We start from the raw sequence: 25,085 nt of genomic DNA on the forward strand, positions 1-25,085 counted from the left end.
CTCATTGTCGGGCCGGTGTGGGGTGTTACTGATCGAAGGCGATGTGCACGTCGTCGGATTCGGGCAGGGTCTGGCAGGCCAGGGTCAGGCCCATCGCGAGTTCCTCGTCGATGAGGGACTCGTTCAGCAGCATGCGGGTCCGGCCCCGGGCGACGCGACATACGCAGGTGCCGCAAGCGGATTCGCGGCACACGTACGGTGCGTCTATGCCGTGGTCGAGGAGCACGTCCAGGAGCTTTCTGCTCCGCGGCCACGGCAGGGTGTGGGTCGCGCCGTCTATCTCGACGTGCACGACGGCCGTGCTCGTGACGCCGGGGGCGGGCGGGGATGCGGGCGCACCGGCGGTGGTCGCGGTCGGCGACACGGTCGCGGGTGTGTGCGGCTCGAACGGGTTGTCCGTCAGCGAGCGGTATTCCTCCTGGCGGATCACGCGCTCGGATACTCGTAATTGTGCCAGGCCACGCCTGGCGACCAGGGTGAATCCGGCCGGGCCACACAGGTATATGTCCCAAGTGCGATACGGGCGCATCCAGGCCGCCAGCCCCGGCGCGGTGGGCACCCCGCGTTCGGATTCCAGCCAGTGCAGCACCGTCAGCCTGCGCGGATGCCGCTGCGCGAGCCGCGCCAGCTCGCGCGCGAAGATGATCGCGGACCGATCCCGGTTGGCGTACAGCAGCGTGATCCGCCCCCGGCCCAGCGCCAGCGCGGATTTGAGAATGGACATGACCGGGGTGATACCGCTGCCCGCCGCGCACAGCAGCAGATCGCGGTTCCAGGTGCGCGGGGAGAAGTTCCCGGCCGGCTCGAGCACGGTGAGCAGCGATCCCGCCGCCACGTTGTCGCAGAGCCAGTTCGAGGCGTAACCCTGCGGCGTGCGCTTGACCGTGACCGCCAGGCGGTCGTCGCAGTGCGGGCTGCTGGAGAGCGAATAGCAGCGCGCCACCGAGCCGGTGCGGGCGCTGGGCACCTGGACCGTGAGGAATTGCCCTGGCGCGTAGGCGAATCGGCGGCCGAGGTCGGCGGGGATCTCGAAGATCAGCGAGACCGCCTCGGCGGTCTCGCTGACGACCTCGTGCACCGCGATCCGGTGGGCACGTGGGTTCATCCGGCCGCCCCGCGTCCGCCCACGGCCCTGGGCACCGGTGGTGCGCCGAACCGCTCCAGCAGCCACGCCCCGGCCGCCTCCAGCCGCTCCACCGATATCGGCTGTGCGATACGGCGATTCACGCCGGGCGCGATCCGCGGCAGGAAATAGCCCAGCCAGGCTTCGGTGCGCACCGGCACCACCGCCAGATCGAAGCGCACCGCCCGCACCACCGCGCGCGCCACCAGGTCCGGGCTCAGCGGCGAGAAGGGCAGGCGCGCGGCGAGATCCTGTACCTGCCTGGCGATTTCCTTCCCGCGTTCGACCAGCGCCGGATCGACGCCGACGGTGACCGCGTGGTCACCGATATTGGTGTTGATCACCCCGGGGCAGATGGCGCTCACCCCGACGCCCTTCGGCGCGAGCTCGAGGCGCAGGCATTCGGTGAGCATCTTGACCCCGGCCTTGGAGACCGAGTACGCCGACATCACCGGGGTGGGGGTGAACGCGGCCGCCGAGGCGATGTTCACGATGTGCCCGCGGGCGCCCTCCTCGATCATGAGCCGCCCGAAGGTCCGGCAGCCGTGGACCACGCCCAGGAGATTGACCCCGAGCTGGCGGTCCCAGTCCGCCGGCTCCAGATCGAGAAACGCCCCGCTGACCAGCATTCCGGCGTTGTTGACCAGGACGTCGGGCACGCCGTGATCGGCGTGCACGTCGCGGGCGAAGGCGGCCCAGGCGCCGGGATCGGTCACGTCCAGCTGCATCGCCACGGCCCGGCCGCCCTCCGCCTGGATGAGGGCGACCGTGGCGAGCGCCGCGTCCTTGTCGATGTCGGACACCACGACCTGTGCGCCGCCGCGTGCGTAGCGCAGCGCGACCGCCCGGCCGATTCCGCTGCCCGCGCCGGTCACCACGACCAGGCGGGGGTCGATGTCGTTGAGTTTCACGAGAGCTCCTCGGACAGTGCGACGGGGTCCGCGAGCACCGGCGCGCCCGCGGTGTAGCGGTACACGTCGAGATCGAAATGCCGGTTGTGCCAGTACATTTCGCCGTGCGTGGACGGGCGGAACGGCGAGTCGCCGTTGTTGTCGAGGTAGTAGGTGTTGGAGCCCGCGCACACGTCGGTGAACAGGAAGTTCTTCCGCTGCCTGCGCAGGCAGGTCGCGAAGTACTCGTCGTGCACCTCCTGCCGGATCTCCACCTCGCGCGTCCCGCGCCGCCGGGATTCGGCGATGGCCCGGCTCAGATGCGCGGCGGTCGCCTCGATCATCCAGATGTAGGAGCCCAGGACGAAGCCGTACGGCCCGGTGATGGTGAAGGCGTTGGGAAAGCCCGGGACCGAGACGCCCTGGTACGACTGATAGCGGTGCTCGGCCCAGAACGTCTCGAGATCCTTGCCGCCCCGCCCGCGCACCGGGAACGGGGGGATCGCTCCCCGGTCCCAGAGCTTGAAGCCGGTGGCGCACACGAGCACGTCGATCTCGTGCTCGACGCCGTCCGCGGTGACGACCCCGCGTTCGGTGACCCGGACGATGGATTCGGTGACCAGGCTGACGTCCTCGCGATCGAACGTGCGCAGGTAGTCGTTGGACATCGAGGGGCGTTTGCAGCCGAGTCCGTATCGGGGCGTGAGCTTCTCCCGCAGAGCGGGATCGCGGACCTGGCTCCGCATCCAGCGGCGGACCGGTATCTCGGCGAGCCGCCGGGTCCCCCGCGTGAGCCAGGCCGGGCCGGCCACCATGCCGCTCATGGCCACCTCGGTGCCGAGATTGCCCGCCGCCCGCAGGACCGACCGAATGGCCGGGCTGCCCAGTACCCGCCGCCCGAGCGGGCCGATGTCCGCGTCGTTCTTCGGGAACACCCAGATCGGGGTCCGCTGGAAGACCGTGAGGTGCGCGGTCTCGTCCACGATGGCCGGAATCAGTTGCAGGGCCGTGGCGCCGGTGCCGATGACGGCCACCCGCCTGTCGCGCAGGGCCACATCGTGATCCCACAGCGCGGTGTGCACGAGGGCGCCGCCGAAATCGTCGAGGCCCTCGATGTCGGGCATCTTCGGCCGTTCCAGCCCGCCGATGGCCAGCACGACGTAGCGCGCGGTGAGCACACGATCGCCGTCGGTGCTCAAGCGCCACAAACTGTTTCGATCGTCGAAGTCCGCGGCCACGATGGTCGTGCTCAGTCGCAGCTTGTCCCGCAGGCCGTACTTGTCGACCATGCTCTCGGCGTAGTCGCGGAGTTCGGTCCCGGGCGCGAAGACCCGCGACCAGTCACCGCGCTGCTCGTAGGAGAAGCTGTAGATGAAGGATGGAATGTCCACCGCCACACCGGGATAGGTGTTGGCGTGCCAGGTCCCGCCGACGCGGTCCCACTTGTCCACGATGACGAAGTCGTGAATGCCCTTGCGCTGCAGTGCGATGCCGGTGCCGATGCCGCCGAAACCGGCCCCGATCACGATGACCTCGTGATCGGGGCGGTCCCCGACCGGCGCACCCCTGCCGTCGTTCGTGTGGTTCATGACCGTCCCGTGCCGATGCGATCGAGGAGTTCGCCGTCGGCCCCGAACAGCGCGCGCCGCCAGTGCTCGAGCAGTTCGGTGCTGTCGATGTCGTCGGGATGGAAGCCCGGGCGCATGTACGGCCGGATCTCCTTCATGAGGCCCTTGACGATCGGCCCGCGATACAGCCGGATCGACTGCCGCACCACCTTTATCGGCCGCCAGCTGCGCGGATCGCTGAGGATCGAGGCCAGCACGCCCACCGAGACGACCGGGATCGTGACGGCGTAGGTGCCCGCCATGAGCACGATGCGCACGGCCTCGGAGCCGCCGGTCGCGCGATAGACGTCGAAGGCGACGGACTTGTGTTCGAGCTCCTCGAAGGCGTGCCAGTTCAACAGGTTCCAGACCTCCGGGTCGCCCGGGATGGCCTGGATGGCCTCCTCGCCCAGCACCCGGACCGCCAGCGTCGAGGTGTAGTGCTCGGCGAGCGCGGTGAAGGCCAGGTGCACGTGCCGCGGCACCAGGTTCTCGACGGCGATCACCGCGCGCTCGCGCAGGGCGCCGGGCGGGAAGGTGAACAGGCGCACGATGGGAAAGCCCATCTCGATGAGCTGATCGTTCAGGGCCCGGTGCTGCTGTCCGTGCACCGCCTCCTGCCCGATGAACCCGGCCACCCGCTTCTTCAGCACGGGGTCGGTGATCTCGGCGGAGAATTTGCGCACCGAGCGGATGAAGGATTCCTCGCCGGGCGGGAACGCACCGGACAGTACGGCGATCAAATGGGTGAGCGGAATGTCGTCCCGCACGAAGTGATGCGACATGGGTTCGGGCTGCCCGAACCGGAAGCGCATGCGCCGGACCTTGGGATAGGGGGTGAGGGACGTGGCGTCCTGACCGATCGTCATTGGCCGGTCCTTTCTCGATGTAATTGTCCTACTTCAGGTGATCGACCAGTACGCCCTCGTCGCCGAAGAGCTCCTGCTGCCAGTGCCGCAGCAGCGCGTCGGTATCGATGTCGTCGGGGTGGAATCCGGGGCGCATGTACAGCGCCAGCTCACCCATGAGACCGCGGAAGATCGGGCCGCGGAACAGCGAATACGCTTCGCGCGCAAGGCGAGCCGGTTGCCGCCGGGCCACCGGGTCGCGGGCCAGCGAGACCGCGAGCGCGCCGTAGGTGAGCGGAATGGTGAGGCCGTAGAGCACCGCCATCACCGCGATGCGCGTCTGTTCGGTGCCGCCGACGGCGCGGAACACGTCGAAGGCGACCGATTTGTGCTCGAGTTCCTCGAAAGCGTGCCAGTTCAGCAGATTCCAGAACTCCGGTGAGGCCGGGATGTCCTGGATCTCCCGGCTCGACAGCACGCGCTGGGCCAGCACGGCCGTGTAGTGCTCGGCCGCGGCGGTGGCGGCCAGGTGGACCAGCGGGGCGAGCCGCCGCTCGATCCGCAGGGCGCGTTCGCGCGCGACCTCGGTGTCCAGCCACGCTATGGGATAACCCATCTCGACGAGCTTGTCGTTGAGCCTGCGGTGTTCCTGGCCGTGCATGGCCTCCTGCCCGATGAAGCCGGTGACGCGCTTCTTCAGCAGGGGGTCGGTGACCCGGCCGGCGACTCGCCGGACCGAGCGGATGAAGGATTCCTCGCCGGGCGGGAAGCTGCCGGAGAGTCCGGCGACGAAATGGCTGAAGACCATGTCGCCGTCGACGAAGTATCTGTCGTTCGAATCGTGTTGCTCGAAGCGGAATCTGATCCGGCGAGCCTTGGGATAGGTGCCAGCGGGAGGCGCACTTGTCATCTCGACCATCCTTGGTGCAACACCGAGTACCTGGTACCGGGTGTTCGATGTCACCTCAGTGTAGAACTGTCTCAGACACTCGGCAAGGGAGGTCAGCTCACGAATCGTTCGACCATGCGGCGCTCACTGGCCGCGTCCGGCAGCGGCCACACCAGCAGCGACAGCACCACGCGCACGATCCATTGCGCGGCTTCGTCATCGGGTGCGATGCCGGTGAGCATGGTGGCCATCCGGCCCAGTTCGGGCGAGGTGGCGAAGACCTCGTCGCTGCCGCCGGTGCGGTCGGCGAACCAGCGCGCGAGCGCCGGATCGGCGCGCACCGCGGCGACCGAGACCAGAATCGCCTCGACGATGCGGCGCGAGCCCTCGTAGCGCTTGACCGCGGCCGCGACCCGCTCGACCACCGCGGTGGCCGAGTTCGCCATGACCGCGTCGATGAGCGCGGGCTTGCCGTGGAAATGCCGGTACAGCGTCGCCCGTGAACAGCCCGCCGCCTCGGCCACGTCGTCCATGCCGACCTGATCGAACCCCCGCGCCAGGAACAGCTCGCCCGCGATGCGCGCGATGCGTTCGCCGGCAATCGACCGGCGCACCCCGCCCGCGAGCCAATCCACGCGCTGCTCGGCCACATCGACTCCTCCGGATAGACGCTCGATCCGTCCCATCCTCGGCACGGCGAACCGGTTCGTCCAGGGTTTGCGCGGAGTTCGGTGGCGAATCACCGGCACACCGGGGGGCGAGCGGGCCTAGACCTGGGATCCGGGACCCGGCGCCGTCCCGGCGGGGACGCTCGGGGTGACCGGGGTGATCGACAGGCGCAGGGCGGCGGGGGCGGTGGGCGGGACCACCGGGGACCGGGGCGCGATCGGGGCCAGGCGGCGGTATGGCTCGGCCGGATCGGGGCGGGGATCAGGATCGTTTCGGTTGGGCCACAACGAGATAGCGCGCTCGGCCTGGGCGGTGATGGTCAGCGAGGGGTTCACGCCCAGGTTGGCCGAGATGGTGGAACCGTCGATCACGTGCAGACCCGGATGGCCGTACAGGCGGTGATAGGGATCCACCACGCCGGTGTCCGGGGCGTCCCCGATGGGGCAGCCGCCCAGGAAGTGGCCGGTCATCGGCACGTTGAAGATGCTGCTGGTGAACGAGCCGGTCGGGATGCCGTCGATCTTGTCCGCGACCCGGCGCGCGACCTCGTGCCCGGCAGGCACCCAGGTGGGGTTGGGCACTCCCTCGCCCTGCCGGGTGGTCATGCGCCGGCCGAGCAGACCGCGTTTGGTGTAGGTGGTGATGGAATTGTCGGCCGACTGCATGACCAGCAGGCCGATCATCTCCTCGGACCAGCGGCGGGGGTTGTGCATCTTGACGAGATCGCGGCGGTTGCGGGCCAATTCGCGGAACCAGGCGCGTACCCGGGGCGGTTCGCCGCTCACCATGGCGGTGGTCATCAGGGCCAGCGCGTTGCTGCCCCGGCCGTAGCGGACCGGTTCCACGTGCGTGTCCGCGTCGGGGTGGATGGAGGAGGTGATGGCCACCCCCTTGGTGAAGTCCGAACCCTTGACGCGGGAGCGAATCGCCAGCAGCTCTTCGGAATTGGTGCGGGAGAGGTAGCCGAGCCGGGGCGAGACCGCGGGCAGCGATCCGCGATCGCGCAGGCGGTGCAGCAGCCGCTGGGTGCCGAGCGACGCGGCGGCGAAAATGACCTGCTCGGCGGTGAATTCGCGACGCCGCCTGCGGACCTTGCCGCCGGTGCGCACGGTCGCGACGGTGAAGCCGCCCCCGGGCAGCGGCCGCACATCGGTGACGGTGGTCAGCGGATGCACCGCGGCCCCGGCCTTTTCGGCCAGGTACAGGTAGTTCTTCACCAGGGTGTTCTTGGCGTTGTGCCGGCAGCCGGTCATGCATTCACCGCAGTGGGTGCACGCGCGCCGATCCGGGCCGACGCCGCCGAAGAACGGATCGGGCACGTCCTCACCGGGGCGGCGGCCGGGCCCTCCGAAGAACACCCCGACCGGGGTGCTGCGGTAGGTGTCGGCGATACCCATGTCGGCGGCGACGTCGCGCAGCACCCGGTCGGTGGCGGTGGTGGCCGGGTTGGTCGTCACCCCCAGCATGCGTTTGGCCTGGTCGTAGTGCGGGGCGAGCTCGGACTTCCAGTCCGTGATGTGCCCCCACTGCGGGTCGGCGTAGAACTTGTCCGGCGGTTCGTAGAGCGTGTTGGCGTACACCAGCGAGCCGCCCCCGACCCCGGCGCCACTCATGATGAAGGTGTCCTTCAACAGGGTCAGGCGCTGAATTCCGTAGCAGCCCAGGGCGGGCGCCCACAGGAAGCGGCGAGCCCGCCAGGAGGTCTGCGCGAATTCGTGGTCGCCGAAGCGGCGGCCCGCCTCGAGCACGCCGACCCGGTAGCCCTTCTCGGTCAGCCGCAGGGCGCTCACACTGCCGCCGAATCCCGAGCCGATGACGATGACGTCGTAGTCGAATCGCATGCGCTCAACGCTACGACCGGCACGAATGCGTCCGGCAAAGAGCGGTGGCCAAAGAATCCATAGTTTCGGCCATAATCGGGGGATGAGTACCGTGCAAGAGCCGGAAGTCCGGACCTGGAACTTCCCCCGCGGGACGGCCAGCGTCGCGGTCATGGTCGAGTTCGCGGCCGAGCACGGTGTCGCGGCCGAGACCATCCTGGGCGGGACCGGCGTCGGCGCCCGGGAACTCACCGACGCCGACGCGCAGATACCCGCCGAGGCCGAACTGGCGGTGGTGCGCAATCTGACCCGGGCACTGGCCGGGGTACCCGCGCTCGGGGTCGAGGTCGGCCTGCGCTACCGCATCAGCACCTTCGGCATCTTCGGCTACGCCTGCGTCACCAGTCCCACACTGCGCGAAGCGATTTCGCTGGCGTTGCGGTACTACCGGCTCGGGTTCGCCTTCTGCACGCCGATCGTGGAGACCCGGCCGCGCGAGGTGATCACCTGGATTCACCACGACACCATTCCGGCCGACGTGCAGCGGTTCCTGGTCGAGCGCGACGTGGTCGCCATGCACCGGGTCATGAGCGATCTACTCGGTGCGCGGGTGAACTTCACCTGCGCCGAATTCGCTTACCCCGCAACCGATCAGGATCGGCGGCTGGCCGCGCTGTTCGGCGTACCACCGCGCTTCGACCGCCCGCACACGATTTTCGGCATCGACCCGGATCTGCTCGAACAGCCACTCCCCCAGGCCAATCAGCCCACCTGGGCGCTGTGCGTGGCCCAGTGCCGCGATCTGCTGCACCGCCGCAGCGCCCGCACGGGCATCGCCGCCGAGGTGCGCGACCGGCTGTTGCCCGGGGCGGGCGCGACCGGCTTCAGCACCGCGCCCACCCTGGAGGCGGTGGCCCGCGATCTCAACCTCAGCCCGCGCACCCTGCGCAGGCACCTGGTCGCCGCGGGCACCAGCTATCGCGCCCTGCTCGACGAGGTCCGCCAGGCGCTGGCCGAGGAAATGCTCACCGCCACACCGCTGTCGGTCGACGACATCGCCATCCGGCTCGGATACGCCGAGGCGACGCCGTTCATCCACGCCTTCAAGCGCTGGACGAGCACGACGCCCGCCGCCTATCGCCGCGCCCACCGCCGAATGTGATCGGCCGGGGCGCCCGCGCTCCCGCGGCCGCCGTTCAGGCCCCGCGCGGCAGCGCCACCGATCGCGCGTCGGCGAATCGCTCGGCGAGGAAACGCATCGCGGGTCCCGCGAAAGCGAAAGCCCCGGTGAGGTGTTCGCGCTTGGACATGGACAGCATCGTGACCTCGACCCCCAGCGCGCGCCAGCTGTCGGCCAGCGCCACCGCCTGCGGATAGGGGATGATCTGCTCGGACGTGCCGCCCGCGACCAGGACAGGCGCGGCGGGTGCGATGGCGCCGAGCTTGTTCTCCAGCAGGCGCGCCCGGACCTCGGGCACCTCGAACGGCGGGCGATAGCAGTAGGTGGACACCTTGGTCGGGATGAGCGCGCCGAGCCCGATGCCCGCGACGGCGGCGGGGACCGCGTGGGTGCGGCGCAGGATCGCCGCCAGCAGCCGGCCCTGCGGCTTGAGATGCTGCAGCACATCGAGTTCGGGGTACGCGGCGTCGAGCCCGAGCACGCCGTAGAACAGCAGGAAGGCGTACGGGGTGTCGTCCAGGAAGTTGATCATGTCTTCCAGGTCCGCCGGCGCCGAGCCGACCGCGCCGGCGGTCACCTCGAGTTCGGGCGCGTACGAGGGCTGCAGCTGCAGCGCCCAGCCCGCGGCACAGCCGCCCTCGGAGTAGCCGTAGATCCCGAGCGGGCCGTCCGGGGACAGTCCGGCGGCGGGCAGCCGCCGCGCGGCCCGCACCGCGTCGAGCACCGCGGGACCGAGGTGGCGGCCCATGACGTACGGGTGCGTTCCCGGATTGCCGAGCCCCGGATAGTCGGTGACGGCCAGGGCCCAGCCCCGGCGCAGCGCGGCGGTGATGAAGAGCGATTCGTATTCGAGTCCGAGCCGGAACTGCCAGGACGCCGCGGAGACGGTGTCGGCCAGGCCCTGGGTGCCGACGGCGTAGGCGATGAGCGGGCGTTCGCCGGGACCGCGCCACGGCGCGCGCGGCACCAGCACGGTTCCGGTCACCTCGGTGGGCGCGCCGTCGGCGGTCGTGGAGGTGTAGCCGATGCGCCACGCGCGGGCGGGCAGTCGCAGACCGGGCAGCAGCCGGGCGGTCATCGGTTCCGCGGACAGCAGCCTGCCCGGGCCGAGCCCGCCGTATGCCGCGCCGGAATCCTCGGCACCGACCGCCGCCTCATCGAAGCGGTTGGTGTTCGCAGTCATCATTGCCTGCCCTTCTCGCACAAACGCTCTCTATGCAGTTGTCGCACAATCGAATCCGAACGTTAACAACTGTCCGGGACAGCACGGCATGTCGCCACGATACCGAAAAACCGCAGTTCCGACAGGCGATGCGGGCTCCACTCCCACTCGCTGGGACAAATCACAAACATTCACAGGTCAGTTTGTCGGCGGTCCCGCGTTCGCGCGCGCGGTAGCCGTTCCGAACCGACTTCAATACCCCCTAGGGGTATGAAATGAATCACCAGGCATCCCGCTTCCCGACGATACCCCCCATGGGTATACATGGACCAGTCGAATCTCCCTGCGGCACACCGACGGTGAACCGCGCACAGGAAGGAGTGCACCCATGTCCACCCCCACCCAGGCCCCGCCGTCCGCGCGACGGTGGACAGCCCTGGCCCTGATCGCCCTGGCCCAGTTCATGGTCATCATGGACACCTCGATCATCGGCGTGGCCCTGCCGAAGATGCAGACCGAACTCGGCTTCTCCCAGGAGAACCTGTCCTGGGTCTTCAACGCCTACGTCGTGGTGTTCGGCGGCCTGCTGCTGCTGGGCGGCAAGCTCTCCGACATCCTGGGCGCACGGCGGATGTTCCAGACCGGCTGGGCGGTGCTCGGCGCGGGCTCGCTCGTCGCCGGTCTGGCCGGCTCGGCCACGGTCGAGCTGCTCGGGCGCGGCGTGCAGGGCGTGGGCGCGGCGCTCATCGCGCCCTCGGCGCTGACCCTGCTCATGATGCTGTTCGGCGGCAACCCCGGCGAACTCACCAGGGCCTTCGCGATCTACGGCGCGGCCGCCCCGGCCGGCGGCACCGCGGGGGTGTTCCTGGGCGGGCTCATCACCGAATACGCCTCGTGGCCCTGGGTTTTCTACATCAACATTCCGATCGCCCTGCTCGCGCTGGCCGCCGCGCCCGCCCTGCTGCCGGCCGGCGCGCTCGCCCCGCGCGGCACGGTCGATCTGCTCGGCGCGGCGACCGCCACCCTCGGTCTCGGCGCGGCCGTGTTCGCCATAGTCCGTGCGCCCGAGGCGGGTTGGCTCGCCGGGTCCACCTGGGGCGTACTGGCCCTGGCCGCGGCCCTGCTGATCGCGTTCGTGGTGCTGCAGCGCCGCCGGCGCGACCCGCTGATGCCGCTGTCGATCTTCCGCTCCCCGAACCTGGGCGCGGCCAACCTCGCCCAGGTGCTGCTGGGCGCGGCCTGGGTGCCGATGTGGTTCTTCCTGAACCTCTACCTGCAGCAGGTCCTGGGCTACTCGGCCTTCCCGTCGGGCGCCGCGCTGCTGCCCATGACCGCGCTCATCATGATCGGCATGATCGCGCTGTCACCGAAGCTGTTCGCCCGCTTCGGCGCTCGCACCATGATCGTGTCCGGACTGCTGATCCTGACCGCGGGCCTGGTATGGCTGTCGTTCGTGCGCCCGGACGGCTCGTTCTGGCTCGACGTCCTGCCCGGCTCGCTGATCGCCGCGCTCGGCATGTCGCTGGCCTTCGTGCCGTCCCTGCAGACCGCCATCTCGGCCGCGCCGCCGCAGGAGGGCGGGCTGGCCTCGGGCATCGTGAACACCGGCTATCAGATCGGTTCGGCGCTGGGCCTGGCCGCCGTGACCGCCGTCGCCGCGGCGGCGGGCGCGGAACGCCTGGACGACAAGGCCGCGCTCACCGACGGGTTCGCCGCCGCCTTCACCGGCGCGGCCGCGATCGCCGCACTCGCCGCCGTGGCGGCCGCGGTGACCTTCCGGCGCCCGAGCCCGGCGCGGGAGGTGAGCCCCTGAGCACCCCGCCGCGTTCTCGCCCGTCCACGATTCGTGGGCGGGCGAAAACCATAAGTGCCCTTGACGACATCGCGCCGAAATCCGATCCCGCGCGGTCAGTTCTTGTGTGCCAGGGCGCCGTACGCGCCCGAGCTCTCCGGGCGCTCGCCGACGTCGGCCGGATCCTCCGGCCGCCACAGCGGCAGGTGGACCAGACCGGGATCGACAAGGGTCCAGTCGCCGAAGTACGCGGCGATCTCGTCGCGGGCGCGCAGGCTGATCTCGGTGGAGGTGCGACCGGAAAGCTTCTGTGCCTCCAGCACTTCCGCGGGCTGACCGTCCGCGGTGGCGTGCGTGATCGCGAGGTAGCTGCCGGGCGCGCACAGGTCCTGCAGCCGGGCCACGGCGGCGGCGGGATCGCTCTCGTCGGGCACGAAATGCAGTACGCCCAAGAGCAATACGGCCAGCGGGCGATCGAAGTCGATGAGCTCGGCGACCAGCGGATCGTTCACGATGGCATCGGGCCGCGCGACATCGCCGTGGATCACGCCGGCGAGCTTGTTGTCGTACAGGATGGCCTGGCTGTGCGCGACCGCGACCGGATCGATGTCCACGTAAACCACACGGGCCTGCGGGTTTCGGGCCTGGGCCACCTCGTGCACGTTGCCGACGGTGGGAATGCCCGAGCCCAGATCCAGGAACTGATCGATGCCCTTGTCGGTCAGGTAGCGGACGCAGCGGCGCAACAGATCTCGGTTGGCGCGCATGGTTTCCGCGACGTTGGGCGTGAACAGCTCTATCTGACGGGCCAATTCGCGATCGATCTCGAAATTGTGCATGCCGCCGACGAAGTAGTCGTACACCCGTGAGGCGCTGGGGCGATCCAAATCGATGCCCTCGGGAGCCCAACTCGGTCTGGTCATCGTCTCGCTACCCCTCTTCGCACCCGGCACGCATCGCGCAAACCAATCCTGAAGCGCCGCAATGGTATCCCAAGTCGGCCGATAGGGGCGGGGTTAGCAGGCACCGACCGGTCGGGCTACCATCGTCCCTCATGGCGTCGGATCCCGGGGGTGGGCCGGAGCAGGGTGGCCCGCACGCCGAGTTGGTCGAACAGTGGGTAGCCGCGCTCGACAGCGGAGCCCGCGACCATGTCGTGCCCATGAGCCGGGACGAAGCCGGCGCGTTGCTGACCAGACTGGCCGAGCGGGTGGACGCCGCCGCGCGCAACGGCGCCTCCGCCCGGCAGGTCGCCGAACTCGGCGCCGAACTCGCGCGGGCGCACTTCGTGGGCGCGGAGGTCCTGGGGCGCACCGTTACCGTGCTCGCCGACTGGTTCGAGCAGGACATGGGTATCGCGCCCGAGCGCGCGGCGGCGGTGCTGGGCGCCTTCACCACCGGGTACGTGCGCGCCTTCCGGGCCTGGCTGCTCGCCGAACAGGAGAGCGTGCGGGTCGCCGAGATCACCGCGCGCATCCGGATGCAGGAACAGTTGCGGGCCAGCGAGGCTCGCTTCCGCGCGGTCTTCGCCCAGGCCGGAATCGGCACCGGCCTGTCGGATATGACGGGGCGCATCATCGAGGTGAACGCCGCCTTCGCCACCATGCTCGGCTACACCCCCGCCGAGATGTGCGCGCTCGAGGTGACCGATCTGACCCACCCGGACGACGATCCGGCCATGTGGCCGCTGTACGCCGCGGTGCTCTCCGGCGAGGTCGACAACGTGCAACTGGAGAAGGCGTACCCGCATCGCGACGGGCGCACGGTGTGGACGAACATCAACGTCTCGCTCATTCGCAGCGAACACGGCGAGCCGCAGTACACGCTCATCCTGGTGGAGGACATCTCCGAACGCCGCGCGCTGCGCGAGCGCCTGCACTACCGCGCCCACCACGATCAGCTGACCGGGCTGGCCAATCGTTCCCGTTTCTTCGACGCGCTCACCGCCGCGTTCACCGATCCCGACCGCCGGGTGGGGCTCTGCTACGTCGATCTCGATCACTTCAAGTCCGTGAACGACACCTTCGGCCACGCGGTGGGCGACGAACTGCTGGTGCAGGCCGCCACTCGACTCGACGCCTGCGTCACCGGACCGGGGCGGCTGGTCGCGCGGATGGGCGGGGACGAATTCGTGATCCTGGTACCGGATTCCAGCGGTGACGTCGACGCGGTCTCGCACGAGGTGCGGCGGGCCTTCACCCACCCATTCGAGGTGAACGGGCACCGGCTCACCATCACCGCCAGCGTGGGCGTCGCCGAGGAGTACGCCGCGCACACGACCGCGGACGACCTGCTGCAGGCTGCGGACTACAGCATGTACTGGGCCAAGTCCGCCGGGCGCGGTCCGCACACGCACGGCGCGCCCGGACCGCGCCTGCACGGCGCGCGGTTGCATCCCGAGCCCTGAGCGGTACGTCCCCTCGACGCTCGTCCGCCGGCGTCCGAGCCCCGACGCGCACCCGCCGGCGTGGTCAGAGCGCGTGGATCTGCGCGAGCACTCCGAAGGCCGCGTCCGCGGCGTCGGACAGCGCGCGGATCTCCGCGGCGACGGGGTCGCGCAGCACCGGATCCCGCAGGGCCAGGCCGTTTCCGAAAATGACGACGTTCGCGCCCAGGTCGGCGGCGATCAGCAGCTGCTCGGTGGCCACGCCCCGGCCGAACAGCAGATCCAGGCCCTCGCCGACGAAGTAGAAGCGCCACAGCGGGCCGAGGTCGGCGCCGTAGACCGCCTTCGTCCGATCCACGATGACATCGCCCGCGGCGGCGATGCTCGCGACGATCGTGAAATAGTCCGGCGCGTCGTCGATCTCGCTGTTCACCGCGGCGACCGAGTAGGCCAGGTCCACCGCGAGATGCGCGTTGTAGCCGGACATGGCCACCTGGGCGCCGGACATCTCGCAGCGCGCGGCCTGCGCGAAGTACCGCGCCCAATGCCATTCGACCGGGCCGCCGGTGAATTCGCCGTGCAGGTTGTCCAGGTAGCGGCTGAGCAGTTCCAGGCTGATGGCGTGCGCGTAGTCCCGGTCCCGGAACGCGAGCGGGTCACGCTGCAGCGGCATGACCGCGGCCCGCTCCACCCCGTCCAGGCCGATGCCGAAGAGCCCGCGCCGATCCCCGTGCGCGTTCAGGATCTCGGTGATCTCGTGATGGCGCGCGACGGCGGTTTCGAGCCGGGTCAGCGCGTCACCGGTCAGGTCGCCGGTGTCCGAGAGCGCGGCGACGCGGTCGAGTTCGGTGTCGGACAGCGGGGTTCCGCAGACGGCCGCGGCCACGGCCGGACTCGGCCGCGCGTTCGCGGGGTGCGCCACACCGGCGACGGTCAGGGCGGTCGTGACCAGCAGGAGCCCGATTCGGGCGGAAGTCCACACGGCGGCACAGTGTACGGACCTGGACGGGAATCGCCGGCTCGCGCGCCGGACCGTCATCGGACCTTGCCCGCCGACCGGACCGGGTCCGGACCCGGCGGACCACGCGCGGCCCGTGTGCGAGCGGGCCGGTCGGCCGCCCGTGTCCGGGTCGCATCGCCGACCGCGCGCAAGTGCGATCGGCGATGCGGGGCAATACTATTCGGCTTCGTCCGGGAACGCCTGCTGGCGATGGCCGCCGCGCAGGGTGCCCTCGACGTAAGCGGCCTTGCAGGCCCGGCGGGCGATCTTGCCGCTGGAGGTGCGCGGAATCGACCCGGCGGGGACGAGCAGCAGGTCCCGCACCGCGACACCGTGCCGCTTGGCGATGGCCGCGCGGACCGTCTCGGCGATGGGCTCGGGATCGAGTTTGGCCGCGCCCGTACCGCGTTCGGCCACTATCACCAGTTGCTCGGCGGAGTTGCCGGGATCGGGCGCGGCGCCGTCGGTCGCGGACTCGGCCGGAATCTGGTTGGCCGAGACCGAGAACGCGGCGACGAAGCCCGGCCGCAGCGCGGTGCTGGACTCCTGCGCCGAGTACTCCAGATCCTGCGGGTAGTGGTTGCGGCCGTCGACGATCACCAGATCCTTCACGCGGCCGGTGATGTAGAGCTCGCCGTCCAGATACGCGCCGAAGTCGCCGGTGCGCATCCACATGGCGTCGGTGTCCGTGCCCTCGGCGTGACTGCCCCGCGGCTGCCGGGTCTTGAGCAGGTTCTGGAAGGTGGCGACCGTCTCCTCGGGACGCCCCCAGTAGCCGATGCCCATGTTCTTGCCGTGCAGCCAGATCTCGCCGACCTGACCCTCGGGCTTCTCCGACGCGGTGTCCGGATCGACGATGACCGCCCACTGCGAGAGCGCGACATACCCGCAGGACACCTGTGCCACAGCGTTTTCCGCGTCCGGCGACACCTCGGTCATGCGCCCGGCGTTGAGCTCGACGCGATCGACGTAGACCGTGCGGGCCTCGTCCTCGCGGCGGGTGGCCGAGACGAACAGCGTGGCCTCGGCCATGCCGTAGCACGGCTTCATCGCGGTCTTGGGCAGGCCGTACGGTTCGAAGGCGTCGTTGAACTTCTTCATCGAGGTGACCGACACCGGCTCGCTGCCGTTGATCAGGCCGATCACATTGGACAGGTCGAGCTCCTCGCCCGGTTTCGGCAGACCGCGGGCGGCGGCGTGCTCGAAGGCGAAATTCGGTGCGGCGGCGAAGATCTCGGCACCGTCCTCCTGCGCGGCCAGTTCCTTGATCCAGCGGTACGGGCGGCGGACGAAGGCGCTGGGCGACATGATGGTGATGAACTTGCCGCCGATGGTCGGCAGGATGACCGTCAGCAGACCCATGTCGTGGAACAGCGGCAGCCAGGTGACCCCGCGCGCCTTCTCGGTGATCCCGACGGTCGTGATCACCTGCAGCAGATTGGTTCCCACGGCCCGGTGGGTGATCTCCACGCCCGCGGGCGAGCGGGTGGAGCCGGAGGTGTACTGCAGGTAGGCCACGTTGTCGATGTCGATGTCCGGCCGCACCCAGGCCGAGCCCACACTGTCCGGAATCGCTTCCACCGCGATGATGCGCGGCCGCTGCGGCGCGGGCCGATCGCGGAACAGGTCGCGCACGCCCGCCGCGGAGGCGCCGACGGTCAGAATGGCCGCGGGCTCGCAGTCCGCGAGCACGGCGTGGAGCCGATCGGAGTGTCCCTGCTCATCCGGATCGAACAACGGCACGGCGATACAGCCCGCGTACACCGCCGCGTACATGGCGACGATGTATTCGAGCCCCTGCGGCGCCAGAATGGCGACGCGGTCGCCCGGCTGGGTCACCTGTTGCAGGCGCGCCGCCACCGCCCGGAGCCGGACGCCGAACTGGTTCCAGGTCAATTCGAGGTACTCGCCGTCACGTTCACGTGAGTAGTCGACATAGCGATAGGCGAGCTCATCCCCCTGCGCGGCGTGCTTGTCGACCAGGTCGATCATGGTCAGGTTGCTGGGGATCTTGATATTGCCGTGCTCGTCCAGATAGTCATCGAAGGTCTCGCCGATCATTCCCTATCCTTTTTCAACTCACAGCTATGACTGTGCAGTGACACCGAACAAGAATCGACTCCGAAGCCCGAGAAGTAGCTGGGGCTGGGGAAGACTAGCAGGTGCCCATGATCCACGTCACTCTGTACCGGGCGGAGTGCATTCAGTAGCGGCCGAAGGCGAGAGCCACATTGTGACCGCCGAATCCGAACGAGTTGTTGAGGGCGTAGTCGTAGGTGCCGGCGCGCGCCGTGCCCGCGACCACGTCGAGGTCGATTTCCGGGTCCAGATTGTCCAAATTCAGCGTGGGCGGGATGATTCCGTCCCGCACGCTGAGGACCGTCAGCACCGATTCGAGCGCGCCCACCGCGCCGATGGAATGACCGAGCGCGGACTTGGGCGCGTACACCGCGGCATGGTTGCCGACCGCTTGCGAGATCGCGTTCGCCTCGGCGGTATCGCCGATGGGGGTGGCGGTGGCGTGCGCATTGATATGCGACACATCGGCTTTGGAAATGCCCGCGTGCTCCATCGCGCGGGTCATCGCGCGCGCCGCCCCGGTGCCCTCCGGATCGGGTGCGACGAGGTGGAAGCCGTCGGAGGTGATGCCGGCGCCCATGAGCCGGGCGTGGATCCGGGCCCCGCGCGCCCGCGCGTGCTCCTCGGTCTCGAGGACCATGAGCGCGCCGGCCTCACCGAAGACGAAGCCGTCCCGGTCGCGGTCGAACGGCCGAGATGCGGCCTTGGGGTCGTGATTTCGCGTGCTCATGGCGCGCATCATGGAGAAGCCCGCGATCGGCAGCGCCTGGATCGAGCCCTCCACGCCGCCGGTGATCATCACGTCGGCATCGCCCATGACGATGCGCTGCCAGGCGTTGGCGATCGCCTCGGAACCGGACGAACATGCCGAAACGGGCGTTGTCACACCGGCCCTCGCGCCGAGCTCGACGCTCACGACGGCGGCCGGGCCGTTCGGCATGATGCCCTGCACGGTCAGCGGGGAGACCTTGCGGTAGCCGCCGCTGGAGAGCTTGTCCCGTGCGGTGATGAGCATTTCGGCGCCGCCGAGACCGGTTCCGATCGCGACGCCGAGCCGGTCGCCGTCCACCTGCGGACTGCCCGCGTTGCGCCACACCTCGCGCCCGAGCACCAGGGCCATCTGCTCGACGTAGGAGTTGCGCTTGCATTCCTCGCGGCTCAGCACCGCGTCCGGCGTGACCTTGAGGTGACCGCCGATGCGGACCGGCAGGCCGAAGTCGTCGAGGAAACTGTCCTCGAGGACGTCGATCCCGCTCTCGCCGTTGAGCAAGCCCTTCCAGGTCGAGTCGATGTCGCCGGCGATGGAGGTGGTCGCGGCCACCGAAGTCACCACGACGCTGGGGAATTTGGTTCGTTTGGGTGTCTGCATGAGTCGTTCACTCTCCGTAGCAATGCTCCGGCGAACCAGGTTTCGATCCGCGTGGGCTTGTCTGGTCTCGGCTGGACTTGTCAAGAACTGGTAAGCAGCTAGCGAGTGCACCCGGCCGTGAACACATCGGCGGGGGGTGAAGCCAATCTCCGGCGAACTGGGCTAGATTATCCGAGGCGAAGCCGACCAGTCTCCCCGCGCGACACGCGGACACCCCCGGGACTCTTCCCCGCGGCTCCTTCGCCACGGCGGCGAACGCCGCATCCAAAGCGTATTCCACCGTCATCCATCGGCTGACAGGTATTGAGCTACACCATCATTCCCTAGCGCCGAGTCATTTCGAGGGAGGCACACGACCGTGGCCAGGAATCTGACGCAGCTCGAGTTGCTCATCGAGCTGGAACCGATTGCCGAACAAAATGTGAACAGGCATCTATCCATGGCCAAGGACTGGCATCCGCACGACTATGTGCCGTGGGATCAGGGTCGCAACTTCTCAGCAATGGGAGGCAGCGATTGGGACCCTGAGCAGTCCGTTCTCAGCGAAGTCGCCAAGGCGGCGATGATCACCAATCTTCTCACCGAGGACAATTTGCCCAGCTACCACCGGGAGATCGCCGAGAACTTCTCCCAGGACGGACCCTGGGGTACGTGGGTGGGCCGCTGGACGGCCGAGGAGAACCGGCACGGCATCGTGCTGCGCGACTACCTGGTGGTCACCCGCGGCGTGGATCCCGAGGCCCTGGAACAGGCGCGCATGACGCACATGACCGGTGGATACAATCCGACCGGTCTGGTTCAGAAACGGCTGGGCACCAACGCCATTCAGGTTGCCGCCGGATTCATGTACTCCGTCGCGTATGTCACTTTTCAAGAGTTGGCCACGCGTGTTTCTCACCGCAATACCGGCAAAGTCTGCAATGACCCCATAGCGGACAAGATGCTGCAGCGCATCGCCGCCGACGAGAACCTGCACATGATCTTCTACCGCAATATGTGCGGCGCCGCCCTCGACGTCTCGCCCGACCAGGCGATGCAGGCCATCGTGCACGTCATCACCGAGTTCCAGATGCCCGGTGCGGGCATGCCGAACTTCCGCCGCAACGGCGTGCTGATGGCCAAGCACGGCATCTACGACCTGCGCCAGCATCTGGAAGAGGTCATCTGTCCGGTGCTGAAGAAGTGGAACATCTGGGACCGCACCGATTTCGGTGCGCGCGGCGACGAACTGCGCAACGAGCTCGGGGAATTCATCGAGCGACTCGAACGGGACGTGCTGCGGTTCGAGGAGCAGCGGGACCGTTCGCTCGCGCGCGAAGCACAACGGCGGGAACGGGATTCGCTGCTGATCGGGTGACGGCGGCGGACGTCCGACGGCGCCGGATCGGGAGGCGGGACGGCGCCGCCCGCTCAGAACAGCGTCATGGGATCGGTGGGTACGGGGGTCGGCAACGGCTCCAGTTCGGGCACCCGCGCCCGGACCTCGTCGTGGAACCGGCGGGACAGGGCGCGGGACCCGGCGTTGTCCGGGGTGTGGATGAAGACCGTCGGCGAGCGGCCCTCCCGCAGCCAGGTCACCGTCTGCTCGACCCAGGGCTGCCAGCCCGCGATCGTCGCGGCCGTGTCGTCCCGGCCGTGGTAGCGCACGATCGGGAACTTGGTCAGGGCGCCGGTCCGCGCCGGCAGTCGCGGCTTCTTCGACTGCGCCTCGTGTTCGGCCGCGCTGCGCGCGGGACTCGCGAACAGCGTCGTGGTGTCGAACGGAATCCATTCCGCGCCCGCGTATTCCAGCACCGACTCCAGCTGCGCTATCGCCCGGTGGTTGTCGAAGAAGGCGGGATGGCGCACCTCGACCGCCACCCGGTAGTGCGGGGGCAGCCCGTCCAGCAGGGTGGCCAGCGCCCGCAGATCGGTGAACGAGCCCGGCAGCTGCACCCACAGCGCGTGCAGGCGGCGGCCCAGCGGCTCCACCGCGTCCAGGAAGGCGTTCATCTCGTCGTCGATACCGGCGAGGCGACGATCATGAGTGACGGTGCGCGGCAACTTCATCACGAACCGGAAGTCCGGATCCGTCTGGCGCGCCCAGGATTCCACGGTCCGGCGCTGTGGAGTGGCGTAGAACGTCGTATTCCCTTCCACCGCATTGCACCACGAGGAATAGGTGCGCAGCCGCTCCGCCGGGGGAAGAGGTTTCTCCTGCCATTCCGGATGAGTCCACATCGCGCACCCCACGTACAACCGCATACCTTTCACGTTAGGTCAAGGGCTTCTCCAGGCGCAGCCAACCGAAGGTAAGCTGCACCGCCCGCTGCCAGTTCTCGTACTCGGCGGCCCGCAGGCGGGGATCCATGCGCGGCACCCACTGGGCCGCCACCCGCCAGTTGTGGCGCAGGCCCTGCAGATCCGGCCAGTACCCGACCGCCAGGCCCGCCGCGTAGGCCGCGCCCAGCGAGACGGTCTCGGCCACGATCGGCCGCATGACCGGTATGTCCAGGGCGTCGGCCACGATCTGCATCAGCAGGTTGTCCGAGGTCATACCGCCCGCCACCCGCAGCGCCGCGGCGTGCAGCCCGGAGTCGGCGTTCATGGCCTCGACCACGTCGCGGGTCTGCCAGGCGGTGGCCTCGAGCACCGCGCGGGCGATATGACCCCGGTTGACGTACGAGGTGAGCCCGATGAGCAGGCCCCGGGCGTCACTGCGCCAGTGCGGCGCGTACAGCCCCGAGAACGCGGGCACCAGGTAGCAGCCGCCGTTGTCCTCGACCGTGCCCGCGAGGGTTTCGATCTCGGGCGCGCTGGCGATCAGGCCGATGTTGTCCCGCAGCCACTGCACCAGGGAACCGGTGACGGCGATCGGGCCCTCCAGGGCGTACACCGGCTCCGGGCCCACCTGGTAGCCGATGGTGGTGAGCAGGCCGTGCTGGGATCGGATCAGCTCGCGCCCGGTGTTCATGAGCAGGAAACCGCCGGTGCCGTAGGTGCATTCGGTCTCACCGGGCGCGAAACAGGTCTGCCCGAACAGCGCCGCGTGCTGATCGCCGAGCGCGGCCGCGATGCGCACGCCGGGGGCCACCCGCCGGGCCACGCCGAACTCGCCGGTGGAGGGTTCGATGCGGGGCAGCATCGCCCGCGGGATATCGAAGAAGCGGAGCAGTTCCGCGTCCCAGTCCAGGGTTTCGAGATTCATCAGCAGGGTGCGCCCGGCGTTGGTGACGTCGGTGACGTGCACGCCGTGATCCGCGCCGCCGGTGAGGTTCCAGACCAGCCAGGTCTCCATTGTGCCGAAGAGCACGTCGCCGCGTTCGGCGCGGTCGCGCAACCCGGGCACGTTGTCCAGCAGCCAGCGCAGTCGCGGGGCGGCGAAGTAGGTCGCCAGGGGCAGCCCGCACAGTTCCCGAATGCGTTCCGCGCCCGGCGTTTCCCGCAGATTCCGGACCAGCTCCTCGGTGCGCACGTCCTGCCAGACGATGGCCCGGCCGATGGGTGTCCCGGTGCGGCGATCCCAGACCACGGTGGTCTCACGCTGATTGGCGATGCCGATCGCCGCCACCTGATCCACCGCGATGCCCGAATCCCGCAGCGCGGCGGGCACCACCCGTTCGACGTTGCGCCAGATCTCGAGCGCGTCCTGTTCCACCCACCCGGGTTTGGGGTAGTGCTGGCGCTGCTCGCGCTGTGCCACCCCGGCCAGGCGCGCCCGCTGGTCGAACAGGATGCATCGGGTCGACGTGGTGCCCTGATCGATGGCGAGCACGTACCGCTGGGTCATGGGTGTTCACTCCTGTCGGGCGTGACGATCACCTCGGTCGCGAAAATCACTGTGCACCACCAAGATCGCGTGAAACGGCGTGCGCCGCATCTCGGACGAGGTCGACCAGCGCGGGCCGCGGGCGCAGCTGGCCGTCGCACAGCCGGTCGATCGCGCCGGTGATGCCGAGCGCGCCGACCACGAGACCGCCGCGGCCCCGGATCGGCGCGGCCAGACCCGCCTCCCCCGAACGGAACTCGCCGACATCGCCCGCCCAGCCGGTGCGCCGGATCTCGGTGAGCGCGCGGCCCAGTTCCGCGGGCGCGGTGATCGTGCGGTGGGTCAGCGCGGGCAGCCCGCCCTCGCGCACCGCCGCCGCGAGCTCGGCGTCGTAGGCCAGCAGCACCTTGCCCAGCGCGGTGGCGTACGGCGGCAGGACCTGGCCCACCTCGAGCGCCTGCGCGGTGTTGTCCGGGCGGAAGACGTGGTGCACCACCGTGATCGCGCCGTGCACCGGCGCGGCGATCCGCACCGACTCCCCCGTCCGCGCGGCGAGCGTGTCCGCGCGATTGATCGCCCGCGATCGCAGTTCGTTCACGTCGATGTACGGCGAGCCGAGTTCGGTGAGCCCGCCGCCGAGCCGATACTTACCGGTGGCCGGATCCTGATCGACGAATCCGACCCCCTGCAGGGTGCGCAGGATGCCGTGCGCGGTCGGCTTGGCCAGCCCGAGCGCCACCGCTATCTCGCCGACTCCCATCCGCCCGGATCCCCGCGCGAGCAGGCGCAACACGGCCGCCGCACGTTCGATCGACTGAATCGGACCCGGCATGCCCGTAACCTACCAGCAAACCGTTCAGCATTGTCGAACGGAGACTCTGTCGGTGCAGGCCACCCCTTCGTAGCGTGGACGTAGAGCTCGGCGGCGACCAGCTCACCAGGGCAAACGGACTCAACGACGAGTCTCCGGAAAGGGACCGCGATGACGCAGTACGTCGGAGCCATCGATCAGGGCACGACCTCCACGCGATTCATGGTGTTCGACCACGGCGGGAACGTGGTTGCCCGGCATCAACTCGAGCACGAGCAGATACTGCCGCAGGCCGGCTGGGTGGAACACAATCCCGCCGAGATCTGGGAACGCAGCCGCACCGTCATCAAGACCGCGCTCGCCGCGGCCGACCTGACCGCCGACGATCTGGCCGCGGTCGGGGTCACCAATCAGCGCGAGACCACCCTGGTCTGGGACCGCCGCACCGGCCGCCCGTACTACAACGCCATCGTCTGGCAGGACACCCGCACCGACCGCATCATCGCCGAGGTGAACCGGGCCGGGCACGGCGACACCATCCGGCAGCGCTCGGGTCTGCCACCGGCGCCGTACTTCTCGGGCGGCAAGCTGAAGTGGATCCTGGACAACGTCCAGGGCGTGCGCGCGGCCGCCGAACGCGGTGACGCCCTGTTCGGCACCCCGGACTCGTGGCTCATCTGGAACCTCACCGGCGGGGCGCGCGGCGGCGAACACGTCACCGACGTCACCAACGCCTCGCGCACCATGCTCATGAACCTCGAAACCCTGGACTGGGACGAGGAATTGCTGGAGATCTTCGGTGTACCGCGCGCCATGCTGCCGCGCATCGCGCCGTCCGCCGACCCCGAGGGGTTCGGTCGCACCAACCCGGACGGGCCGTTCAAGGGCTCGGTGCTCATCGCCGGAGTGCTCGGCGATCAGCAGGCCGCCACCGTCGGGCAGGTGTGCTTCCGGCCGGGTGAGGCCAAGAACACCTACGGCACCGGGAATTTCCTGATGCTCAATACCGGTACCGATATCGTGCACTCGCAGCACGGCCTGCTCACCACCGTCGCCTACCAGTTCGGCGACGACAAGCCGGTGTACGCGCTCGAGGGCTCGATCGCGGTCACCGGTTCGGCCGTGCAGTGGCTGCGCGATCAGCTGGGCATCATTTCCGGTGCGGCGCATGTGGAATCGCTCGCCGAATCGGTCGAGAACACCGGCGGGGTGTACTTCGTGCCCGCGTTCTCCGGACTGTTCGCCCCGTACTGGCGGCCCGATGCCCGCGGCGCCATCGTCGGCCTGTCGCGCTTCAGCAACAACGCCCATCTGGCAAGGGCCACACTGGAATCCATCTGCTACCAGACCCGCGACGTGGTCGAGGCCATGCAGCGCGATTCCGGTGTGCGGCTCGCCACCCTGCGGGTGGACGGCGGCGTCACCGCGAACGAACTGGCCATGCAGATCCAGGCCGACTTCCTCGGCGTGCCGGTCTCCCGGCCGCGGGTCCCCGAAACCACCGCGCTCGGTGCGGCATACGCGGCGGGTCTGGCGGTCGGGTTCTGGAACAACACCGACGAACTGGTCGCCAACTGGCACGAGGACCGGCGCTGGGAGCCCACCTGGTCGACCGAGCGCCGCGAACGCGGCTACGCCCGGTGGCTCAAAGCTGTTTCACGAACCCTGGACTGGGTCGATATAGACGACGACCAGGACTGAATCCCCCCGTA

The 25,085-nt window shown here is 69.2% G+C and carries 20 protein-coding genes; 5 read left to right on the forward strand and 15 right to left on the reverse strand.

The annotated features are described in order from the left end of the window. Nucleotides 1–25: 25 nt before the first annotated feature. The 7 genes from ACWIGI_RS27655 to ACWIGI_RS27685 form a co-directional block, all read right to left on the reverse strand. Nucleotides 26–1,105, reverse strand: a complete 1,080-nt coding sequence (locus ACWIGI_RS27655) for a 2Fe-2S iron-sulfur cluster-binding protein (protein WP_454205405.1) — start codon at nt 1,103–1,105, stop codon at nt 26–28. Beyond that, on the reverse strand, nt 1,102–2,034 hold the full coding sequence (locus ACWIGI_RS27660; protein ID WP_454205406.1) for an SDR family NAD(P)-dependent oxidoreductase: 933 nt from the start codon (nt 2,032–2,034) through the stop codon (nt 1,102–1,104). The genes ACWIGI_RS27655 and ACWIGI_RS27660 overlap by 4 nt, the downstream gene beginning before the upstream one ends. Then, nucleotides 2,031–3,602 carry a flavin-containing monooxygenase gene (locus tag ACWIGI_RS27665; protein ID WP_454205407.1) on the reverse strand — a complete coding sequence of 524 codons (1,572 nt, stop codon included), beginning with the start codon at nt 3,600–3,602 and terminating at the stop codon, nt 2,031–2,033. Before ACWIGI_RS27665 ends, ACWIGI_RS27660 begins: the two co-directional genes overlap by 4 nt. Continuing rightward, nucleotides 3,599–4,489 (reverse strand): metal-dependent hydrolase, encoded by an 891-nt coding sequence (locus tag ACWIGI_RS27670; protein ID WP_454205408.1) that lies wholly within the window; start codon nt 4,487–4,489, stop codon nt 3,599–3,601. The genes ACWIGI_RS27665 and ACWIGI_RS27670 overlap by 4 nt, the downstream gene beginning before the upstream one ends. Nucleotides 4,490–4,517: 28 nt before the next feature. Beyond that, nucleotides 4,518–5,378 carry a metal-dependent hydrolase gene (locus ACWIGI_RS27675; RefSeq protein WP_454205409.1) on the reverse strand — a complete coding sequence of 287 codons (861 nt, stop codon included), beginning with the start codon at nt 5,376–5,378 and terminating at the stop codon, nt 4,518–4,520. Between the two features lie 92 nt (nt 5,379–5,470). Next, nucleotides 5,471–6,007, reverse strand: a complete 537-nt coding sequence (locus tag ACWIGI_RS27680; protein WP_454205410.1) for a TetR/AcrR family transcriptional regulator — start codon at nt 6,005–6,007, stop codon at nt 5,471–5,473. Nucleotides 6,008–6,124: 117 nt separating this feature from the next. After that, nucleotides 6,125–7,867 carry an FAD-dependent oxidoreductase gene (locus ACWIGI_RS27685; RefSeq protein ID WP_454205411.1) on the reverse strand — a complete coding sequence of 581 codons (1,743 nt, stop codon included), beginning with the start codon at nt 7,865–7,867 and terminating at the stop codon, nt 6,125–6,127. A gap of 82 nt (nt 7,868–7,949) precedes the next feature. On the opposite strand from ACWIGI_RS27685, the gene ACWIGI_RS27690 reads away from it, so the two are divergent. Continuing rightward, the gene (locus ACWIGI_RS27690) at nt 7,950–9,008 is read left to right on the forward strand and encodes an AraC family transcriptional regulator (RefSeq protein ID WP_454205412.1); all 1,059 of its coding nucleotides are present in this window, start codon (nt 7,950–7,952) and stop codon (nt 9,006–9,008) included. A gap of 34 nt (nt 9,009–9,042) precedes the next feature. On the opposite strand, the gene ACWIGI_RS27695 is transcribed toward ACWIGI_RS27690, so the two are convergent. Continuing rightward, a complete protein-coding gene (locus ACWIGI_RS27695; protein WP_454205413.1) occupies nt 9,043–10,212 on the reverse strand; it encodes a lipase family protein in 1,170 nt (389 codons plus the stop codon). A gap of 364 nt (nt 10,213–10,576) precedes the next feature. On the opposite strand from ACWIGI_RS27695, the gene ACWIGI_RS27700 reads away from it, so the two are divergent. Continuing rightward, nucleotides 10,577–12,001: an MFS transporter gene (locus tag ACWIGI_RS27700; RefSeq protein WP_454205414.1), complete on the forward strand. Its 1,425-nt coding sequence runs from the start codon at nt 10,577–10,579 to the stop codon at nt 11,999–12,001. Nucleotides 12,002–12,096: 95 nt separating this feature from the next. On the opposite strand, the gene ACWIGI_RS27705 is transcribed toward ACWIGI_RS27700, so the two are convergent. After that, the gene (locus ACWIGI_RS27705; RefSeq protein WP_454205415.1) at nt 12,097–12,903 is read right to left on the reverse strand and encodes an SAM-dependent methyltransferase; all 807 of its coding nucleotides are present in this window, start codon (nt 12,901–12,903) and stop codon (nt 12,097–12,099) included. 131 nt (nt 12,904–13,034) lie between these two features. On the opposite strand from ACWIGI_RS27705, the gene ACWIGI_RS27710 reads away from it, so the two are divergent. Then, nucleotides 13,035–14,387, forward strand: a complete 1,353-nt coding sequence (locus ACWIGI_RS27710) for a diguanylate cyclase domain-containing protein (protein ID WP_454205416.1) — start codon at nt 13,035–13,037, stop codon at nt 14,385–14,387. 64 nt (nt 14,388–14,451) lie between these two features. On the opposite strand, the gene ACWIGI_RS27715 is transcribed toward ACWIGI_RS27710, so the two are convergent. The 3 genes from ACWIGI_RS27715 to ACWIGI_RS27725 form a co-directional block, all read right to left on the reverse strand. Beyond that, a complete protein-coding gene (locus tag ACWIGI_RS27715) occupies nt 14,452–15,348 on the reverse strand; it encodes a DUF5995 family protein (RefSeq protein ID WP_454205417.1) in 897 nt (298 codons plus the stop codon). A 195-nt stretch (nt 15,349–15,543) separates the two neighbouring features. Then, nucleotides 15,544–17,427 carry a long-chain-fatty-acid--AMP ligase FadD32 gene (gene fadD32 / locus ACWIGI_RS27720; protein WP_454205418.1) on the reverse strand — a complete coding sequence of 628 codons (1,884 nt, stop codon included), beginning with the start codon at nt 17,425–17,427 and terminating at the stop codon, nt 15,544–15,546. A gap of 142 nt (nt 17,428–17,569) precedes the next feature. Further along, complete coding sequence (locus ACWIGI_RS27725) at nt 17,570–18,814, reverse strand: KasA/KasB family beta-ketoacyl-ACP synthase (RefSeq protein ID WP_454205419.1); 1,245 nt, start codon at nt 18,812–18,814, stop codon at nt 17,570–17,572. 358 nt (nt 18,815–19,172) lie between these two features. Here ACWIGI_RS27725 and ACWIGI_RS27730 point away from each other — a divergent pair, with 358 nt between their 5' ends. Next, the gene (locus ACWIGI_RS27730) at nt 19,173–20,171 is read left to right on the forward strand and encodes an acyl-ACP desaturase (RefSeq protein ID WP_454205420.1); all 999 of its coding nucleotides are present in this window, start codon (nt 19,173–19,175) and stop codon (nt 20,169–20,171) included. 53 nt (nt 20,172–20,224) lie between these two features. On the opposite strand, the gene ACWIGI_RS27735 is transcribed toward ACWIGI_RS27730, so the two are convergent. Genes ACWIGI_RS27735 through ACWIGI_RS27745 form a run of 3 tightly spaced genes read right to left on the reverse strand, consistent with a single transcriptional unit; the run spans nt 20,225 to nt 23,394 of the window. Then, nucleotides 20,225–21,058: a DUF72 domain-containing protein gene (locus ACWIGI_RS27735; protein WP_454205421.1), complete on the reverse strand. Its 834-nt coding sequence runs from the start codon at nt 21,056–21,058 to the stop codon at nt 20,225–20,227. A 10-nt stretch (nt 21,059–21,068) separates the two neighbouring features. Further along, nucleotides 21,069–22,583 (reverse strand): glycerol kinase GlpK, encoded by a 1,515-nt coding sequence (gene glpK / locus ACWIGI_RS27740; RefSeq protein WP_454205422.1) that lies wholly within the window; start codon nt 22,581–22,583, stop codon nt 21,069–21,071. Nucleotides 22,584–22,629: 46 nt separating this feature from the next. Then, the gene (locus ACWIGI_RS27745; RefSeq protein WP_454205423.1) at nt 22,630–23,394 is read right to left on the reverse strand and encodes an IclR family transcriptional regulator; all 765 of its coding nucleotides are present in this window, start codon (nt 23,392–23,394) and stop codon (nt 22,630–22,632) included. Between the two features lie 150 nt (nt 23,395–23,544). On the opposite strand from ACWIGI_RS27745, the gene glpK (ACWIGI_RS27750) reads away from it, so the two are divergent. Then, nucleotides 23,545–25,074: a glycerol kinase GlpK gene (glpK, locus tag ACWIGI_RS27750; protein WP_454205424.1), complete on the forward strand. Its 1,530-nt coding sequence runs from the start codon at nt 23,545–23,547 to the stop codon at nt 25,072–25,074. The last annotated feature ends 11 nt before the right edge of the window (nt 25,075–25,085 follow it).

The sequence above is a fragment of the Nocardia sp. NPDC055321 genome, assembly GCF_053645575.1.